The organism is Algoriphagus boseongensis (assembly GCF_004362805.1).
Taxonomy (GTDB): domain Bacteria; phylum Bacteroidota; class Bacteroidia; order Cytophagales; family Cyclobacteriaceae; genus Algoriphagus; species Algoriphagus boseongensis.
On record NZ_SNYF01000006.1, the window covers coordinates 272980 to 292648 of the forward strand.

Sequence of the window (19669 nt, forward strand, 5' to 3'; positions counted from 1 at the left end):
CTCAGACTTCCATTTTCCTAATGGAATCTACCATAGGTTGTGGATAAGTATGTCCAAGTTGAATCTTTACTGCCCGTAATTGGGATGTGGATAAGTCCCAAGGTTGGTGAATATCAAATCCTGTAATGCTTTGAATTTCAGTAACCCAGTGTCTTACAAATTCTCCTTTGGGATCGTAGTTTTTGGCTTGCCTGAGTATATTGAAATGTCGATTTTCTCTTGGATCATTCCCTACTCCACCCACATACATCCAGTTCCCCCAATTGGAGCAAACGTCATAGTCTATCAAAAGACTTTCAAAATAGCTGGCTCCCCAGGTCCAATCGATTCCCAAATCATTGATCAGGAAGCTAGCGACAATCTGTCTTCCCCGATTTGACATGAATCCAGTATTCTTCAATTCACGCATATTGGCATCAACAAAAGGGACTCCTGTCTCCCCTTCTACCCAGAGATCAAATTGATCTCTATCTCTACTCCAGGAGTCCTCTTGATTTTTGATGCCTGTTAATTGAAAGATTTTATCACCGTGTTTTTTGGCGATGAACCGGAAGTAATCTCTCCAGACTAATTCGAAAATGACCCAATAGGTACTGTCATTTTTGGTTCTTTGCTTTTCGTATTTTTTGACTTCCTCAAAAATGCTTCTTGGAGAAATGCAGCCTAACGAAAGCCAGGAAGAAAACTTGGTACTGTAATCCATTCCCAATAAACCATTACGGGTTTTCTTGTAGGATTTTAGGCAGTCTTTTTCCCAAAAATAGGACTGGAGTCGCCCAAACGCAGACTCTTCTCCACCTTTCAACACCAACCATGATCTTGAATCCTGCTTGGGGTCTTCCAGTCCCAATGAGTTTAGAGTAGGTAATTCCCCTTTTTCAGGAATCAAATCCTCACTCGGAAATTTGACCTTTTTAGGGGTCGGATAGGTACTTCTTACTCGAGATAATTTTTCAACTTCTTTCCTGAATTGGGTAAATACTTCAGGGGTTTGTTTGACTGGAAAAGGGAGATCTTCCAAGTGGTAAAGCGTACTTTGCCAATGACTTTCTACCTCTATCCCCTTGCGGAATGCCTCTTTCTCTAGGGACTTTTCCACATTTTTTTCTTCAGAGGTAACTTCCTGAGAATAGAATATGGCTTTAGCTCCTACTTTCTCCGAGAATTCAGGAATAACCTCCTCTGGTTTCCCTTTTAAAATCACCAAGTCTCCTCCAAGCTTTTTCAAAGAGCTTCTTAGGTTTTCCAGGGATTCCAGAAGAAATTTGGCTCGGAAATTTCCTGTCTTTGGGAAACCCAATTCTGTTTTTTCAAACATTCTTGGATCAAAGCAATACAAAGGAATAATTTTCTGGCTTTGTTGAATTGCCTTACTTAGCGTTTCGTTGTCCGAGACGCGAAGGTCATTTCTAAACCACACCACTATCCTCTTGTACTTCATAATTGGGCAACAGGGTGTTGAAGAAAAGTGTTTGCTTAAGTTTTAAAATTGTTCAGAAAAGCTTCTTTGAATCCATTTTCCGCTGAAATTTTCGGAAACAGAATTTTCGATTCCTTGATTTTTATGGAATCCTAGTATCTTTTCCCAGAAAACTCGCTCTCATGAAAAGTACATTTTGGTTTTTGGGAATTATTCTGGCTTTGGCTTCCTGCCAATCAGCCTTGACTCCCGAACAAGAAATTTTTGAAGAACTCCGCCAGTTAAAAAGCCTCAAAGGAAAACCACAATACCTTAATTCACCTTTTGTTGCCGCAGGGGATCGGGTTTATTTGATTGGTCACCAAAATGGTTCTTTCCCTGATTTGGGATGGCATGTTGAAGGTGAAATGGGTGGAATTTGGCTTCATCCTATCAAATTGATGGATGGGTTTACAGCTTCGGTTGATTTGGACGAAAAAAGTTATTGTTTGGACCAGGCTACTTCTTTTACCAATTATCCATTTACGAATGTGCATGATTTTCAACTTCAAGATGCCGGAATAGAAGTTCAAAGACTCCAATTTGTTCCGGATGGAAAAGAGGGAATGGTCATTTTGTTTCGGTTTAAAAATGTGGACAACTCTTCCAAATCCTTCCAATTTCAATTCAATGCCTTGGTGGATTTGATGCCTGTTTGGCTTGGAGAGCGAACAGAAATGATAGATAATCCGGATGAAGTTTCCTTTGATGAGCTGACCAATACATTTACTGCTAAAGATCAAGGAAATTCCTGGTATGCGGTCTGGGGAACTAAGGAAGGGCTTGAGATAAATCCTTCTACCCAGATTAACTGCGAGTTTAATCCTAAAGGAAAGGGTGTGGCTTCAGCTTTTGATTTAGAAATAAACCTCAAGCCTAATCAGGAAGAAATTATTCCAGTATTCATTGCTGGTTCTTCTGAAAGCGAGTTAAAGGCCTTGGAAACATTGGTGGACTTAAGGATGAATCTGTTTGCCGATTGGAATTCCAAAAGGAACCGTTACCAAAAGCTTGAAGAATTAAGTAAAGTGACGATTCCTGATCCAGAATTGCAGCAAGCTTTTGAATGGATAAAATTCAATAATGATTGGTTGGTCCGAGATGTTCCTGGTATGGGAAGAGGATTTGGAGCAGGGCTTCAGGATTACCCTTGGTTTTTTGGGGTGGATAGCGAGTATACTATTCAAGGATTGATTACCACTGGAAGAAAGGATTTGGTGTATTCGACCTTGCAGTTGATTCATGACCTATCTGAAAAAGAAAATGGAAATGGAAGAATTGTCCACGAAGTGAGTACCAATGGGGCAGTGTTTAATCCAGGAAATATTAACGAGACTCCCCAATGGGCTTCTACTATTTGGGAGGTTTACAAATGGACGGGGGATCGGGAATTGTTGGAAAAATATTTTCCATCTATAGAAAAAGGATTGGATTGGCTTCTTCGGGAAAATGATAAAGACGGCAATCTTTTGGCAGATGGGTACGGAATGATGGAAATCCATGGACTCCAATCCGAAATGATTGATGTGGCAGTTTATAGCCAAAAGGCCTTTTCAGATGCAGCTAAAATGGCCGAAATTCTGGGAAAAACAGAGCTTTCGAAAAGTTATCAACAATCGGCAGATGCTCTGGCCACCAAAATCAATTCAGACTTTTGGGTGGAGGAGTTTGGGTCCTATGCGGATTTTATCGGCACTGCTGAGGAAGCGCTACACTTAATTGATGGTGCGATTATTCGTGCCGATACCTTAAAAAAACCTTGGGCCGTGGATGAATTAAAGGCGACCAAAGCAAAGTTATCCACATTGCCAAAGGACCAGAAGCAAGGATTCGTCCTATATCATAATTGGGTAGTAAACACCCCTATGGAAACGGGAATTGCTGATCCTGAAAAGGCTAAAATTGCTTTGGCTACGGCCAAAAAGTACACGAATCCATTTGGCACATTTGTCACAGGAATTGACCGGGATGAAAGTTCAGAGAATGCGGATGGTTCTTTTTCAGGAAGTAAAGTCTTTTCCTATACGGGAGCAGTTATGACTCTGCCGACTGGAGTTTCAGCTATTGGAGAAAATAATTACGGAAATCCGGATGGTGCTTTGGATTACCTGAAGCGAATGACCAGGAGTTTTGGATTTTCCCTTCCGGGATCCATTTATGAGGTTTCTCCAGATTATGGGATGTTTACCCAAGCTTGGAATATGTACAGTTTTGCTGTTCCGATCATCACTCAGTTTTTTGGAATACAACCTGATGCAGGAAATAAAGTCATTTATGTCCGACCTCAAATGCCTTCTGGATGGGAAGAGGCCAGCATAGAAAATGTCATGATCGGAGACAACCAAATCACCCTTAGATATGTGGATAAGTCAGGAGTTCTTGCTATTGAGGTAGAACAAACTGAAAGTAAATGGGGAATTTCGATCGAAATCCCTGAGACTTTTGACAAAGTAAAAGTTTTGGGAAAAGAGGTCAGCTCAGATACTCAGAATGGGTATAGAAGGATTTTGATGACAGGAAAAAAAGTAAGAGTGGAAGCATCCAAATAAAAAAATCTAAACCTTCCAGGTCATCAAAACCCGAAAGGTTTTATTCTTTATAAATTCAGCCAATAATTGAGTTTCAATACCAATGACCTTTGTTTCGGCATAAAATCTCCCGGGAAATAGTTGTCGGTATAGACTAGGAAGAAGTCAGAAACCGGAGCATATCTCCACTGAAGACGGGTATTGATGTTCAGGTTGTCGATTTGGTTATTGTACTGGATGAAAGTGGTCCAGAATACTTTTTTGGAAAAGGTCAGGTCAATTCTTGGCCCAACAAGCACCAAATCTGCATCACTTTGTGGTTCGGGAAGACGGATTCTGGCGTAGTTGAAATTCATCGAGATGTTTGCGATGTATCCCATTCGGATTCCCATTTGACTCGTGATCCTCGCAAAATTCCCAGTATAGTACTCACCCGCTTCAAAATCCAAGTCTATGTTGAAGATCTTTCTAGGGTTGCTTTTGTACTGGATTTGGAAAGTCTGGTTATAATAATCTGTCCCGGCAAGAAGAGGCTCTCCCCCAGTTCGAGTTGGATCAAAATCTCTGAAAAGATAAATGTATCTGTTCCTTTGGGTGAATTCCAATTCTGAAAAGGAATTAAATCTCACCAAATAACCCAAATTTATATCACGGTCGGTTTGTCCGATTTCCTCATTCCAGAATCGCTCTAATTCAATTTTTGGACCGTGTCGGTTGATTTTACTGCCTTTTGGATAGAAAGAATAGGACACGTCAGGATTGATTCTTCGGTAGTTTACCCGGGGTACAAATCCAACTACAGGATTGAAATCGGGTCCGATGTCCTGAAAGCTAAAGCTCCATCTCCAATGAATATCCGAATAAAGCACATAGGCATTGAAGGCATAAGGAGCTTCTTTTCTTTCGTGTTCAAATGTTCTGTGATAGAATACCTTTCCAGTCCATTTTCCGTCAGCAGAATTAAGGTTATAATCCATTCCTACCAAACGGTTATAGGCGGTAGGATTGAAAACCTGACTGTATTCATCCAAAGCCAAGGATTCCCTATCAACAAATATTAAACCGATATTGGATCGGGTAAAAAGCTTTTTCTGCAAGGCAAAAACACTGAAGTTTTTACCAACTACACCAGCATCTTCATCTGTTGCTGTCTGCATATTCATGGCCCCAAGTCTCCAGTTTTCATTGATTTTTCCGCTGACCCGGGCTCCATAGAGGATTTTGCTTTGGATATTTTGTCCGGTGGCTGAATCTCTGTCTACCCCGATTCTCCGGGAGAAGAAAGGTCTGGCTCTAGGGTGGCCGAAACTTTCAAACAAGTCTCCATTCTCCAAAAAGAATTGGCGGCGCTCTGGAAAGAAAATCTCAAACCGGTCTAAATTGGTAACCTGCTGATCTACTTCTACCTGGGAAAAATCTGGATTGAATGTTAAATCCAAGTTCATTGCAGGTCCAATCCCCACTTTGGCATCTCCTCCAAAAGCAGGAGTCAAGGGTTCGGAAGTCCCTTCCAGAAAATTCTTGGAAGTTCTCGCTGCTGTATAAGGAATGATGGAAATGTTCGCTGAATTTTTCTTCAGAGGCTCTTCGAAAATCAGTTTTTTCAAAAAAGCAGTGCTGATGATTGGGAAATTTCGTGGAATCGGAACCCATGTTGATCTTTCGCCTTCATGGCTATCGATTCTGTAGAAGTTGACATTCCAGTTTTGAGCCCCCTCGCTGAAACGTAGGGTTGAAAGAGGAATTATTACTTCTACTTGCCAGTGATTTTCAAAGATTTTTGCCTCGGAATACCATTTATTATCCCAAGCAAGATTTAAGTCTTCTGATCTGGAGCCACCATTCGCCAAAAGAGCCTCTCTTTGTACTCCGTAAGGATTGACTCCAAATTGAAAGGCGTTCGTTTTATCATTAAACGTATCAAAAACAAAGCTTATTCCGTCATTTTGCTCACCCCGATAATCCCGTCTCAATGAGGTGGAAACATATTTCCTTGGCCCATTATTTTCCATGATTGCCGCCAAGTAGAGATTGTTTTCGTCAAAAGCGACTTTAACTCGGGTATTGACTCGGGCTTTGGAAGTATCGGAAGGAAAATATTGCATGAAGTCTCCATTCCAGCCTTCCGGATCGGTCCAGATGGCTTCATCCAAAATACCGTCCAACTGGATCGGCTCCTTAAGCTTAAAAGCAAAGGCATTATCTTGATTACCTGATTGCCCAAGTGTGAAAAGAGGCAATAGTAAACCCAATGCAAAAGAAAGGTGTCGGAAAATTTTCATGTAAGGTCGTTAGCACAAAAGTAAACCACTAGACTCCTTGCCAAAAGGGATTTTTATCAATGGCACTGAGCTATTTTTTACTCCCTATTTAGTACCAAAAGCGGTGAGGACTAAGTTTCTACCGCCCCCGTGATACCTGAATTCGCAGAGGTAAATTCCCTGCCAAATTCCTAAGGCAAGTTTTCCACCGGAAATGGGAATTTGAAGGCTTGTACCGAATAAAGTGCTTTTAATGTGTGCAGGCATATCATCCGGGCCTTCATAATTGTGCACAAAGCGTGGATAACTTTCTGGAATCAATTCATTCACAAAGGTTTGGAAATCCTTTCGGACGGTTGGGTCGGCATTTTCATTGATGCAAAGTCCAGCAGAAGTATGCTGGAGAAATACCTGCAAAAAACCAATTTGAATTTCCCGGATTTCCGGAATGGCATTTTCAACAGCTTGGGTAATCAAGTGATAGCCCTGGGGATAATTGGGAAATCGAAGGGATTTTTGGAAAAAAAGCGTACTCATTTTTTACTTTTTTTGGCCTTTGGGTTAAAGGCCAAAGCTAAATCAATCCAATATTCTAAATCTTTATCCAAGTCAAATCCATCTGGATACACGTAGACAAAGCCTTTCATGGGTCTACCTGTAAAGTCTATTAAGCGACAGCCTGGCTTTTTGATTGCTTCTTCGAAAGCATCTTCTCCAATTCTTGCCATCAACCTATTCTCTTTGGTGTTTTTATCCTGATCTAAGCCCAAAAGCATTTTCTCATCGACCAGCACTACTTGTCCTCCCATCATTGCCTTGGCAGAAAAAGGAACTTTTCTGGCTTTTAAAACCTGAGAGATTCTTTCCAACTGGTAAGGGTCGAAGGCCATGGGTTTTTCAGGTTAGTCCTACCTTATTTTCTAGGGTGCCGATTCCTTCGATTGTTATTTTTACCACATCTCCTTTTTGAAGGGTGAAATTATCCGGGACAATCCCGGTACCAGTCATCATGAAGCATCCGATAGGAAATGTATTTGCCCGGAAAAGCCAATTGGCAAGTTCTTGTGGCTTTCTTTTCATCTGAGCCAAGGTAGTTTCACCGCTAGCTTCCGCTTTTCCACTCCTCAGGATTTCCAGATTGATTTTGTTGGTGTCGGGAAGCATTTCTTCCTGAATCAAAATGCATGGCCCGATGGCCGCGCAGCCTTGATAGACCTTCGCTTGAGGAAGATAAAGCGGATTTTCTCCCTCAATACTTCTACTGCTCATGTCATTACCCACAGTGAATCCCTGAACTTTTCCTGAAGGAGAAATCAAAAGGGTAAGTTCTGGCTCAGGTACATCCCAAGTCGAATCTTTTCGAATGTTTACAGTTTCCCCGGGATTGGAAACTCGGCTCGCAGTTGCTTTAAAAAATAATTCGGGCCGATCTGCTGCATAAACTTTATCATAGAAATCTGCTCCTCCAGCATCTTTTGATTCTTCCATTCTAGCAGTTCGACTTCGGTAATATGTAACTCCCGCTGCCCAGATTTCTTGATTTCCCATGGGTGCCAAAAGGCCTTCACCAATCAATTCCTTTGACTTTTCTTCCGAGATTTTTTCCCATTTGGCTGCTTCTGAAAGAAGTAATTTGGGCAAATTCTCCCGTCCCAAAAGTTGATCCCAGTCCAGTTCTGGGCCAAGTAAATATTCAGAGGAGGTGGTCAAAAGTGTACCCGAAAGTAATTTGTAAAGGAGCATAATTAGGTTGTTTTGAGAGTCAGAATTTGAATTTAACCAAAATGAATTGATCAGAGGGGCTTGGAAAAAAACTTTTCGCCAGTACCTTTGTTTCCAGATCATAAGGGGTGCCTTAATATAACGGGCTGAGATCATACCCATACGACCTGATCCGGGTAATGCCGGCGAAGGGAAATGAGAAAGCAGAGTAAATTCAATTGAAAGTAGCCGAAGTGGTACCCTTCTGGTTTGCTGTGAATTTTGTTCTGCGGAAAAGGGTAAACAATCAAGGAATACCTCCCCTAGGTTTTCCAATGTTTAACTCAAACACCCGAAAGGGAAAAGTACCATGAAAAAAATTACACTTGGCTTAGTCTTTTACTTTGCCATTCTTTCTGTTTGGGCTCAAGGAAGTCTTACCGGAAAGGTTGTTGATGCCAAAACCGGAGAGGTATTGGTAGGAGCGTCTGTTTGGACGGAAAAACTGGGAAGAGGATCGGTGACCGATCTCAATGGAGTATTTTCCCTGAATAAATTGCCAGAAGGGGAAGTCGAATTAAGAGTTTCCTATTTGGGTTTTGAACCTGTTCAGAGGAAAATAACACTTCCTTTTTCCGGTGAATTGCTCATTCAAATGGTCAGTAGGGAATTCCTAACAGAGGAATTTATTGTCTCTGCTACAAGAGCATCGGGGAGTACACCTACTACATTCCATACTATCACCAAGGAAGAAATTGCCAAGCGAAACCTCGGTCAGGATATTCCCATCTTGCTCAATTTCACACCTTCCGTGGTGACCCATTCGGATGCAGGAGCAGGAGTGGGCTATACTGGACTACGAATCCGAGGTACAGACCAAACCCGAATCAATGTTACCGTAAATGGGATTCCCCTCAATGACGCCGAGTCACATGGAGTTTTTTGGGTGAATATGCCTGATTTTGCGAGTTCGGTGGAAAATATCCAGATCCAAAGAGGTGTGGGCACTTCCACCAATGGAGCAGCCACTTTCGGAGCTAGCCTAAATTTTCAAACCGATACCCGAAGAGATGAAGCCTATGCGGAATTAGATAATGGTTTTGGCTCTTTTAATACCTGGAGAAATACTGTCAAAGCCGGAACCGGTTTATTAAATAATCGATTTGCAGTGGATGCCCGACTTTCCTCGATTACCTCTGACGGCTATGTGGATCGGGCTTTTTCAGATTTGAAAAGCTGGTTTGTTTCAGCCGGATACTATGGGGAAAAGCATGTGGTCAAATTGGTTACTTTCTCCGGAAAAGAACAAACCTATCAAAGCTGGTGGGGATTGCCTGAGGAAAAATTAGAAAACGATCGTACCTGGAACTACTATACCTACGACAACGAAACGGATAATTACCAGCAAGATCATTACCAGTTGCTGTATACCGGGAAATTGGGATCAAACTGGAAGACGAATTTATCCCTTCATTACACCTATGGAAGAGGGTATTACGAGCAATTCCGAGAAGATGACGATTTTGAAAGCTATGGCCTAGATCCGGTAATCATTGGAAATGAAACCATAGAAAGTACAGATATTATCCGAAGACGTTGGTTGGATAATGATTTCTATGGAGTGGTGGCCTCAGCCAACTATATCTCAACTGATGGAAAATTGGATTTCATTTTTGGAGGGGGAGCCAATCGTTATGATGGAGATCATTTTGGAGAAATCATTTGGGCGAGAATTGCCGGTGCTACTAATATCCGAGACCGATATTATGATAACAATGCAGTCAAAGATGATCGAAATATTTACGCCAAAGCTACTTATGAAGTCAGTCCAGGATTCAACCTGTTTGGAGATCTTCAGCTCCGAGGGATCAGCTATACCTTTTTTGGGGTAAATGATGATCGGAGAATTGTGGATGGTTCAGAAAATTATACCTTCTTCAATCCCAAGTTTGGCTTTTCTTACGAGAAAGGAAACAGAACTTGGTATGCAAGCTATGCGGTGGCTAATCGGGAGCCCACCCGATCTGATTTCACCGACAATCCGATTACCGAAGTTCCACGACCTGAGCGCTTGAATAATATTGAGGCAGGCTTGAGAGCTAAGTCCGGAAATTTCACTTACAATGCTAATTTCTATTTCATGGACTATAAGGATCAATTGATTCTTACCGGACAAATCAATGATGTCGGGGCCTATATCCGAGAAAATGTCGCTTCCTCCTACCGCGCCGGGATTGAATTGGATGGAGCTTATCGACTTTCAAATACTTGGACTCTGGGAGGAAATATCGCCTTCAGCCAAAATAAAATCAGAGAGTTTACTGAATACATTGATGACTACAGTACTGAGGATTTCCAGCAGGAAAGCTTTAAATACACCAATACTGATATAGCCTTTTCTCCAAATGTGGTAGGATCAGCGATTATTGAGTTTAAACCTGTAAAAAACCTTTCCCTGAACTGGTTGAGTAAATATGTAGGCCGACAGTATTTGGATAATACCGCCAATGAAGAAAGATCCTTGGATGCATTCTTTACCAATGATTTAAGAATTAGCTATGCCGCTACGCCAAGATTCTTCAAAGGTCTGGAAGTAAACCTGCTGATCAACAATATCTTCAATGAGCTCTACGAACCCAATGGCTATACTTTTAGCTACTTTGTTCCGGGGGAGAGTTCTGGACGGGAGCTAATCACTGAGAATTTTTACTACCCTCAGGCTGGGACAAATTTCTTGCTGGGATTGAGGATGAAGTTTTAATTATTTCTCACAGATGGCCCAGATTAGCACAGATGGAAAGAATCTGTGGATATCCTTGTCATCTGTGAGCCTTTTCCCGAAATCCTTGAGAAACTCTATTTAAACAAAACCTACTATTATTTCTCACAGATAGCGCAGATGTTCACAGATAAAAAATACTCTTTTCATCTGTGAGCTATTTTACAAGCGAAGACCTTCTTGGATTTGGGCTAATGCTCGAATTGCGTCTTTCTCATTGGCGTAATCAAATACCTGCAGTTTTTTTCCTTCTAGCTTAATTACACATTTGTAGGTAGTTATTTCAGCTGAAATAGTAGGGCTGATTCCGTTTGGTGTATTTCGAGATTGATATGTGTAATGAACCAATTCAGCAGTTTCTATTCTGGGAAGATTTTCCCATTTTCCAAGCTTAAACCAAAGAATGCTTTGGTATTTTTTTAGTTGTTTTTTCTCAAAATCAATAGTCGTCCCTGAATAAGTTGAAATCAATACAATTCCTGAGAGGAAAGGTATTCCTCCGACTAGTACTATTTTACTGGGATCGGTCTCCACTTCATGAAAAAATGGAACTATAAAAACAACCATTCCCATGAGGATCAAAATAGACCCGGCAAGGAGATATCCTTTGTTTTTATGCTTGGTGGAGTGGTGAAACAAATGCAAAACTTAGTTCAGGTTAGTTCAAAATGGATAGAGATTGATCCTATTATCGAGGATATAAATTTTCTCACAGATAACACAAAAGAAGAGTGTCTGTGCATATCCGTGATATCTGTCAGTTTTTATTTTATCGTGAACTCAAAAGCGCGAAAAGCTTTTCATTCACATAGTAATTGCCGGTACCCAGCCTTTCCTTTCTAAGCATTCCATCTGTAGCCAATTGATTTAGATAGTTTGCTGCCGTAATTCGGGAGACTCCGAGATCACGTACCACAAACTCAATTTTGGTATAGGGATGAGTAAAGAGATTGTTTAGGAGTTCTTGGGAGTAAAACTTGTAGTTATCCCTCAGCTGATTTTTCATCTCTGCCATCAGTATTTTTAGGTCCTCGATCAAGACGATGGTCTCTTTTGCGGTATTTTCCACGCCTCGGATCATGTAGCTGATCCAGTTTTCCCAGTCTCCATTTTCGCGGACTCCTTGGAGCAATCGATAATAATCGGGCTTGTTTCGGATCATATGGCTACTGAGGTAGAGGATAGGAAGTTTTTGCAATCCAGTCAAAATCAAATAAAGGATATTTATGATTCGACCTGTCCGGCCATTTCCGTCGTAAAAAGGATGGATGCTCTCGAACTGAAAGTGGATAATGGCCATTTTCACAAGTGGATCATAATCGCAAAGCTCTGACTCGTTGATAAACTGTTCTAAATTAGCCATTAGGCTGAGAATTTCATTGGGATCCTGTGGAGGAAGGTAGACTGTTTCTCCGGTTTGGGCATTTTTTAGAGCTGTTCCGGGGAGCTTTCGGAAACCGGCAGAATTCCCTTCCAAGGTCTCTTGAATCTTTAGAATTGTCTGATTGGTAAGCAAACCCTGAGCTTGTACCAACTCAAATCCCCGCTTCATGGCCGACACATAGTTTTGAACCTCTTTGACATCAGGAGAGGTACTCACCTCAAAGTCCAGATTGGCTTTGTACAAGTCATCATGTGTGGTAATAATGTTTTCGATAGATGAGCTGTCCTTCGCTTCCTGAATCCCCAAGGTATTGAGTAAGATAATCTGATTGGGAATGGATTGGACAATCCCTTTCAGCTCTGCCAATGCAGCATGGGCAGGCGGAAGTTGCTTAAGGATGGATTTGGTCTCCAAGTCCTCGGCATAAGGTAAAGGGATAAGGTCCCAAGCCATACTTTGTAAAGAAAATTCAGATTTCTTTACAAAAGTAGCTCCTTATGTAAAGAAAACAAGCATTTGCTTTACATATATCTCGCCTTATGTAAAGATTTTTTGATTTTTTTTACAAAGAAGAAATAGGTTGAAAAGCAACTTATCATAAAGGAAAAAGCTTTAGAATTAGCCAGTCCTTGATTTTTCAGCAGAGATATTAAATAATTGACCTAACTAAAGAGATCAAGTCATTTTCTGTCTTACTTAACCCTCAAGGCATTTTTTTCATTTTCTCCAGCTCCTTTTCAATAAGTTGCTCCATTCCTAAGGAAGGTTCCGGAAGATCCGAACTGACAATTATCCCTTCTGGATCGATCAAAAAGTACTTGGGAATCCATTTGACCAAATATTTATCCCCAAACGTATCATTCATTCCATCCGGAATATTGACCTCGTAGCCAAAGCCGGCAGGATTGGTCTTGGCAACATAGTTTTTCCATTTGTCCAATTGGGAGTCCACTGAAACCATTACGACGGCGATTCTTGGATCATTCTCGTATTTGGAGGCTATTTCCAAAATTTTTGGTCGGTGCTGGATACAAGGGCCGCACCAAGAGGCCCAAGCATCAATCAGTACTAACTTTCCGCGTAAATCCGAAAATTTAAAAGGGGAATCATCTACTTGATTGGCTTCAAAGTCATAAGCTGCAACCCCAGCCAAAGAAGAAAAAAAGGAATTAGATGCTCTATTGATTAGATAGGAATAAGGATTATCTTTTTCCCTTTCCAAGGCCACTTTAATTTGATCGGTGGTAAACAAATGCTGGTGAGGCCTCCAATAGGACGGATGCTCAATGGCAGATTGGATATAGTAGGCCTTCAAAAAATTCCTTAAGTCTGGATCGGCCGTTCTGGATTCGATTAGTTCCAGAAAAGAGGGAATGGATTGGATAGAATCATTTTTTCGGAGATACTCAATTTCGTATTGGTACAAAATCACGTCAGGTAGTGATTTGGCTTCTGTTCCAAAGGCAGGAAATTTTTCAACGAAGTCAAAATAGGAATCTTTAGGAGCTAACTTTCGAATGATCCTTCCATAATACATTAAGAAATTATTCGCACGAGCTTGGTTGTGATAGGTCAAAATAGCAAGCTCTCCTTTAGTCAAGCGATCGGATACTTTGGAGATTGATTCTTGTCTTGTTGCAATCAGACTATCAAACTTTTCTTTAACAATTTCAGGGTCTCCTCCGCCAAAGATTAAGCGTCCATATCTGGAAAACATCTCATCCGTTGAATGCCAGATGTAATTGTTCAATGAATCAGCAACCTGGTCCTTGGTTCCAAAATTTTGCCCATCAAAGACTAGCTCCTTTTTACTTCCCGGCTCCAGAATACTCAAATAAATCCATTCAGTTCCTTTTATTTGAAAGTTTGCAATAAGAGTTTGCTGAATCGGAAAGTAAAATTTTCGCTGTGGTGAGTTTAGCGGAAATTTTGCGATCGTCTCTCCGGTAATGAATTCCTGAATAAATAAACTGTCGTATGGATTTTGTCCCTCTGGGACAGTTATTTCAAAAACGTTTGGGTTTGTGCAGGATTGAAAAATCAGAAATAGGCCAAAAAAGAAATTGAGGATCTTATTCATGAGTAATGATTTAAGATCCTCAATATATAAATCTTTAAAATAACTATTTATTCCGGAAACAAAGTTTTATCCAAGCCTGGAACGATCCTCAAGGCATTTTTATAGTAGACTTTTTTCAACACCTCATCAGGAAGTCCTAGCCCATACATGGACCAAAAGGCATGGTACTTTTTGTAATAAGGGAAATACTCGTCTTCCGTCTCCAACACTCTGAAATAGGTATTGAATTCTTCTGGGTTGTAGGCATCCTTTCCGAAGAGGATCCGATCCTGATATTGAATAAAAAATGCCTTGGCCCGTCTAGGCTGACGGCCAAGCTCAGCGATAATGGCTCCGATTTCGTAATTCACATTCGGGTATTTATCCAAGTGAGCACTGGCTGCATCCAAGTCATTTGCCATCCAACCCATGTGGGCGTTGATGAAAGTGGTTTTAGGATGCTTGGCAAAAACATGATGCTGCTCGGCAATGATTTGGTCAAAGGGAGCTGGATCGGTGTCGGATCGCTTTCGGTTGGGATGGGTTTTGAGCTCCAGCCAGCGTTCATTATTAGCGTCCATGGGTTCCCAAAACTGCTCCGGGTCTGCGGCATGGATCAATACGGGGATGCCCAATTCTCCTGCTTTGGCCCATACAGGATCCAAGTCAGGATGATCGATAGGGACTCGATTGCCATTGATATCCTTGACATTTAAACCAAGGCTTTTGTAGATTTTGAGTCCGACTGCACCAGCCGCTACGTCTTCCTCCAATTCCTTAACGGCAATTCTACTCCATTCCGGATCTCCAAATCCCGCAAAGTTCAAGTTCGTAAAGACCATGAATCTCTCTGGAGCATGGGTATTGAATTCAGAAATCATCCCACGGATGTATTCTTGTTGGCTATTGCTATCTCCTCTTCCAAAACCTCTTCCGCTGAGATTGATCATGATGCCCATGTTGAGGGCATCCATCTCCTTGGTTAATTGATCGATTCTGTCCTTGTTGATTCCACCTTGGTGGCTATGAATGTCGATAAAGGGAAACTTCGCTCTAGTCAAAGGATGTTCAGGGACTTTAAGCGTGGAGGGTGGATTGTATTCTTCAAAACTCATTTCTTGCCCGAAAGCCAAGGCAAGAGAAAGTGAAGTGAGTGCTAAGGTTAAGAGGTGCTTTTTCATGAGGGATTAAACTGAATCTTATTGGTAAGAGATTTAATTTTCTTTAGGCGGAAAATAAGAAATCCCAGCGGAATGGCTGGGATTTCAATGATTATCGGGTGGTTCCTCCGTTGATGATTTGACCAAAGAAAATAGAATTCATAAAGAGTTTGTTGGTTCCAAACCAGAAAGCTCTGAAGTTAGGATTATCTGCAAAACCAATAATTCTTCCTCTTCCCTGCCCAGAAACGGTTACCACTGCACTTTCTTTCACACCTGCCGCATTGCTTGGATGAAGATAGCCAGATGCTAATGGGTTAGCAGTATATACCAAAGGATTGGCATAAGGATTCTTTGAAGGCTCCAAGAAGAAATTATCATTTCTGAAAGTATAGACTTCCTTGTTGGTGTAGCCATATCCGATAGGATGGGTTAGGTCAAGATTTCCTTTGAAAATTGCTCCAAAAGTCTGCTTGGAACCAGTGGCATTTTCATAATCCGCATAGCTTTTTTGAAGTCCTTTCTCGGAGTTATCCACACTTCTGAATTCGAAATTTCCGATTTCGTTTTGCTTCAACCATCTTAAAGCTCCTCCTTTTGCGACTAGCGTATTTCCTTGACTAACCCAGGCTTTTATCGCATTGGCGCCAGTTTGACCCAATCTGCCATAGTTTCCATCAGCCATTAGAATCACGTTGTAGCGGTCCAGATTTGCTCCAGCTACTGCTTCCAAAGGCAAAAGGGTTACTGGCATTTTCATGCGTTGATCCAAAAGATGCCAGATTTCACCAGCCTCATAGCTATCAACTCCACCATCAACCAAAAGGGCGATTTTAGGAGTATTCAAAGGACTGATAAAAGTTGAGCCCATATTGATTCCAGAAGTGTAGCCGGTACTGATTGCATGGATATCCACATTTGCTTCCGTGGCAATGGCTTGTAGTTTAGCGTAGAATGCCTGTGGATCGAGTCCGCTTTCCCCCTTGTCAATCAGAATAGTTCCTCTTCCAAAGGTCTTTCCTTCTGGAGTAGTAAATTCAGCATTGGTAACTCGAACCAGGAATCCCGCTTTCAATAATTGATAAGCAGCTTTTGGGGAATAATAATCCGTCCATTCCAAAGCATATTGATAAGCTCCCGCTGCCCCTACTACCTTTCCCGGAGCTGGAGAGAATGAATTTTTTTCAACCTGTCTTACACTGGCCAAGTTCAAAATTCTACTATTCAAAGCCATGTAATCCAAGCCGAACGCCATAGGATAAGTCCAGGCAGAAATGTCGTAAAACAAACTATCCTCGAATGTGGTCCGGGTTTCAAACATCGCCTTGATCAAGCGGTACTGAGGCTGATCGGCAGGAACGATATAGGAAGATTCCTTTTTGAATTCCTGACCATTTACCGTGATGTCCTCATTCAAAGCAAAAACTTTGATGTCATGCTGAAGGATCAAATCTGCCAAATGGTAGCTTCTTGCATCATCCTCTTTTGCTCCAAAAATGTAGGCTTTGTTTACATCAGCGGTGGTTTCATTTTTGATTTCGGTGTAGAAATCCTTCATCCATTGATTCAGTTCTACCCGCATCTCTTTGGCAGCTTGATAGGAAGAAAGGTTGGCGGTGAATTGATTTCTAATGGTGAATGGGAAGCTTAACATACCATTGGCACTTTCCTGAAGATGACCTCTGGAACTCGCCTGCTCAAAAAGAATCCCTATTGATCCTTGCACGTCCGGATAGGTGGATCCTTTTCCATAGTAGAAGTCATCGTAATTCTCCTGATTGAAATAAAGTGAACCGATTTGATCCAAAGCCTTGGCGTGGTAGGTTCCTATTTTTGAGGTAAGCTCAAAGTTTTTCTTTGGAGTCAGGGGATGAACTCTTGCTTCAACACCAGGCTGGAAAAAGAAAGTGCTGTTGGTCCCCATTTCGTGGAAGTCCAGGTGGATATTTGGCAACCAGCTTTGAAAAACCCGAACTCGATTTCTTGATTCTGGATGCTGGACAGGAAGCCAATCACGATTCAAGTCAAACCAGTAGTGGTTGGTTCGTCCTCTTGGCCAGGCTTCATTGAGTTCTCTCTGCTCTGGATCTCCATTCATCACGTAGGCTTTGTGAGAATTTACCCAAGAAGCGAATCGGTTCAAACCATCAGGGTTGATCGCTGGATCCAACAAAAGAACCATATTCTCTAAATCGGAAGCGATTTCATTTGCTGCAGCGAAGTGGTAAGCTGCCAAAAGGGAAGCATTTGCCCCACTTGGCTCATTTCCATGAACTGAATAGCCCATAAACATCACCACAGGCATTTTTTGAATATCCACACTGGCATTAGGATCCCGTAGTTTGGCGCGATCGGCTTTGATTTGATCTAGTTTGGCCAAGTTGGATGGAGAACTAATAGTCAATAAAGTCTGGGGACGCTTTTCGTAAGATCTCCCTGTTTCTTCAAAGATTACACGATCTGAGGCTGCCGCCACGGCTTTCATGTACATGACCAATTGATCATGGGTGACGTGCCATTCACCTACTTCATAGCCCAAAACCTGTTTGGGTGTAGGCACGGCTGGATTATAGGTGTAGCCTTTAGGAAGGTAATAACTCAAATCCTGAGCGAATGTGAGTGTAGCGAAAAGAGCTAAAAGCACTGTTAGGGTGTACTTTTTCATGGGTTGGGGTTTAAAACTTTTGACTAAATTCTTACTTCTTTTGGTCTGAAAAAGGTATTTTGGACAGGTGGTAAAAATAATGGAACAAACGATATGGATTTAGTAACTCCTCCTTCAGGTTTGATTTTTTGGCAATTATCAGGCCTTGTTTATTTTGGTTTTTGGACTTACGCACTTTTTGATTGCGTCAAAAATGAATTTCGGGGACTCAATCAAAAATTGATTTGGTTGATGTTGATTCTTTTTGCGCCGATTATCGGGACTTTTCTTTACCTAAGCATGAGTAAGAAAACCAAAGAGAAACGCATGTTTAATCCTGATTTTGATAAAAATAAAAATTAATAATTTTCTATGTCTAGCAGTTTAGCATTTATCATGAATATGGGTGGATTTGGTATCATCCTACTCCTTTTTTCCCTTGCCTATTTTATTCTTTGGATCTATTGTTTAATCGACGTGATAAGAAGCGATTTCAAGGATTCCAATATGAAGCTGATTTGGGTAATTATTCTTCTATTAGCCCATGGCTTAGGTCCAATCGTTTATTTGGTAATTGGTAAAAACTCTAAAGCGCAGCTCTGATGTTGAAGATTCTTGGATTTCTGGTTTATGCCTACACGATCTATGACGTCGTCACCAGCAAATTTGCGAACTCGAATGATAGGCTAGTCTGGATACTAATCGTGGTATTGGTTCCTTTGTTAGGAACCATCTTTTGGTTTTTGGTCGGAAGGAATAAGAGACTTTGAATTATTTATGAAATAAATCTTTCAGGGCTGCGGCCAATTCATAGAATTCAAACTGAAATCCTGCTTTCTGGATTTTTTGACAGGAAACCCGGTTACCTCCCAGTACCATTGCAGCCATTTCACCAAGTACCAACCTCAAGCCAAAAGCAGGTGCTCCAATATTTAAAAATGGTATTCCCTTGGCATAAGCTGCTTCCCGGGTAAGTTGTTGGTTAGTAGCTGGATTGGGTCCAACAGCGTTATAGGCTCCTTGGAGTGTGGTTTTTTCTAAGGCAAAAATGAACATCTGAGCTAGGTCCTCGATATGAATCCAGCTCATCCATTGGTCTCCATTTCCCAAGGGAACTGCCACCGGGAATTTCAGCATTTCTTCCAAAGCTCCACCTTCTGTAGACAATACAATTCCAATCCGTAAAAGAACGGTCCTCAGATTTAGAGACTCCATTTTTTTCACTTCGTTTTCCCAAGCAATTACAACTTCCGCCAGAAAATCACTCCCAGGCTGATGGGATTCGTCTACAAGTTGGGTTCCGGTATTGAAGCCATAATATCCCACTGCGGAAGAAGAAATAAAGGTGTTTGGCTTATTTTCAGCCTTTTCAATTGCAGAATAAAGGAGCTGAGTAGACTGAGTTCTAGATTCGAGGATTAGTTTTTTTCGCTCAGGAGTCCATCTTTTTTCTGCTACTCCTGCTCCAGCCAAATGAATGATCGCATCAGCCCATTCAATCGATTTTGGGTCGATTTCTGACTTTTCCACATTCCATAAAAAATACTTTGCGGCTTGGGGGGATCTGCTTAGCCAAGCTACCTCATAGCCTTTCTTGGTCAAAAGCTCGGTTAGGTGCGTTCCGACAAGACCTGATCCACCGGTGATAAGTATATTTTTCATGGCTCAAATTTCTTTATTAACCAGAAATAAGG

Annotated in this window: 16 protein-coding genes and 1 riboswitch; of the genes, 5 read left to right on the top strand and 11 right to left on the bottom strand. The window is 41.4% G+C overall.

Annotation, left to right across the window (positions count from 1 at the left end; all coding sequences use genetic code 11):
• Position 1: 1 nt before the first annotated feature.
• Positions 2-1441, bottom strand: coding sequence for a DASH family cryptochrome (locus DFQ04_RS08745; RefSeq protein ID WP_133554869.1), 1440 nt, complete (start codon positions 1439-1441; stop codon positions 2-4).
• A gap of 161 nt (positions 1442-1602) precedes the next feature.
• Between DFQ04_RS08745 and DFQ04_RS08750 the strand changes: the two genes are divergently transcribed.
• Positions 1603-4008, top strand: a complete 2406-nt coding sequence (locus DFQ04_RS08750; protein WP_133554871.1) for an alpha-L-rhamnosidase-related protein — start codon at positions 1603-1605, stop codon at positions 4006-4008.
• Positions 4009-4055: 47 nt separating this feature from the next.
• Here the strand turns inward: DFQ04_RS08750 and DFQ04_RS08755 are convergent, their stop codons facing one another.
• From DFQ04_RS08755 to DFQ04_RS08770, 4 genes are all read right to left on the bottom strand, one after another.
• Complete coding sequence (locus DFQ04_RS08755; protein ID WP_133554873.1) at positions 4056-6269, bottom strand: DUF5916 domain-containing protein; 2214 nt, start codon at positions 6267-6269, stop codon at positions 4056-4058.
• A gap of 84 nt (positions 6270-6353) precedes the next feature.
• A complete protein-coding gene (locus DFQ04_RS08760) occupies positions 6354-6785 on the bottom strand; it encodes a secondary thiamine-phosphate synthase enzyme YjbQ (protein WP_133554875.1) in 432 nt (143 codons plus the stop codon).
• The gene (locus DFQ04_RS08765; RefSeq protein ID WP_133554877.1) at positions 6782-7138 is read right to left on the bottom strand and encodes a TfoX/Sxy family protein; all 357 of its coding nucleotides are present in this window, start codon (positions 7136-7138) and stop codon (positions 6782-6784) included. The genes DFQ04_RS08760 and DFQ04_RS08765 overlap by 4 nt, the downstream gene beginning before the upstream one ends.
• A gap of 7 nt (positions 7139-7145) precedes the next feature.
• Entirely contained in the window at positions 7146-7991 is an 846-nt protein-coding gene (locus tag DFQ04_RS08770; protein WP_133554878.1) for a fumarylacetoacetate hydrolase family protein, read from the bottom strand.
• 93 nt (positions 7992-8084) lie between these two features.
• Positions 8085-8181: riboswitch (TPP riboswitch) on the top strand.
• Positions 8182-8319: 138 nt separating this feature from the next.
• On the opposite strand from DFQ04_RS08770, the gene DFQ04_RS08775 reads away from it, so the two are divergent.
• Positions 8320-10710: a TonB-dependent receptor gene (locus tag DFQ04_RS08775; protein WP_133554880.1), complete on the top strand. Its 2391-nt coding sequence runs from the start codon at positions 8320-8322 to the stop codon at positions 10708-10710.
• Between the two features lie 180 nt (positions 10711-10890).
• On the opposite strand, the gene DFQ04_RS08780 is transcribed toward DFQ04_RS08775, so the two are convergent.
• From DFQ04_RS08780 to DFQ04_RS08800, 5 genes are all read right to left on the bottom strand, one after another.
• Positions 10891-11367, bottom strand: a complete 477-nt coding sequence (locus tag DFQ04_RS08780; protein WP_208110523.1) for a hypothetical protein — start codon at positions 11365-11367, stop codon at positions 10891-10893.
• Positions 11368-11497: 130 nt separating this feature from the next.
• Positions 11498-12565: a Fic family protein gene (locus tag DFQ04_RS08785; RefSeq protein ID WP_133554884.1), complete on the bottom strand. Its 1068-nt coding sequence runs from the start codon at positions 12563-12565 to the stop codon at positions 11498-11500.
• A gap of 250 nt (positions 12566-12815) precedes the next feature.
• Positions 12816-14192, bottom strand: a complete 1377-nt coding sequence (locus tag DFQ04_RS08790) for a TlpA family protein disulfide reductase (protein ID WP_133554886.1) — start codon at positions 14190-14192, stop codon at positions 12816-12818.
• A 47-nt stretch (positions 14193-14239) separates the two neighbouring features.
• Positions 14240-15352, bottom strand: a complete 1113-nt coding sequence (locus DFQ04_RS08795) for an amidohydrolase family protein (RefSeq protein ID WP_133554888.1) — start codon at positions 15350-15352, stop codon at positions 14240-14242.
• A gap of 91 nt (positions 15353-15443) precedes the next feature.
• Complete coding sequence (locus tag DFQ04_RS08800) at positions 15444-17996, bottom strand: M14 family metallopeptidase (RefSeq protein ID WP_133554890.1); 2553 nt, start codon at positions 17994-17996, stop codon at positions 15444-15446.
• 93 nt (positions 17997-18089) lie between these two features.
• On the opposite strand from DFQ04_RS08800, the gene DFQ04_RS08805 reads away from it, so the two are divergent.
• Genes DFQ04_RS08805 through DFQ04_RS08815 form a run of 3 tightly spaced genes read left to right on the top strand, consistent with a single transcriptional unit; the run spans position 18090 to position 18745 of the window.
• Complete coding sequence (locus DFQ04_RS08805) at positions 18090-18338, top strand: PLDc N-terminal domain-containing protein (protein WP_133554892.1); 249 nt, start codon at positions 18090-18092, stop codon at positions 18336-18338.
• Positions 18339-18347: 9 nt separating this feature from the next.
• Complete coding sequence (locus DFQ04_RS08810; RefSeq protein ID WP_133554894.1) at positions 18348-18578, top strand: PLDc N-terminal domain-containing protein; 231 nt, start codon at positions 18348-18350, stop codon at positions 18576-18578.
• The gene (locus DFQ04_RS08815; RefSeq protein ID WP_133554897.1) at positions 18578-18745 is read left to right on the top strand and encodes a PLDc N-terminal domain-containing protein; all 168 of its coding nucleotides are present in this window, start codon (positions 18578-18580) and stop codon (positions 18743-18745) included. Before DFQ04_RS08810 ends, DFQ04_RS08815 begins: the two co-directional genes overlap by 1 nt.
• A 1-nt stretch (position 18746) precedes the next feature.
• Here the strand turns inward: DFQ04_RS08815 and DFQ04_RS08820 are convergent, their stop codons facing one another.
• The gene (locus DFQ04_RS08820; protein ID WP_133554899.1) at positions 18747-19637 is read right to left on the bottom strand and encodes a TIGR01777 family oxidoreductase; all 891 of its coding nucleotides are present in this window, start codon (positions 19635-19637) and stop codon (positions 18747-18749) included.
• Between the last annotated feature and the right edge of the window lie 32 nt (positions 19638-19669).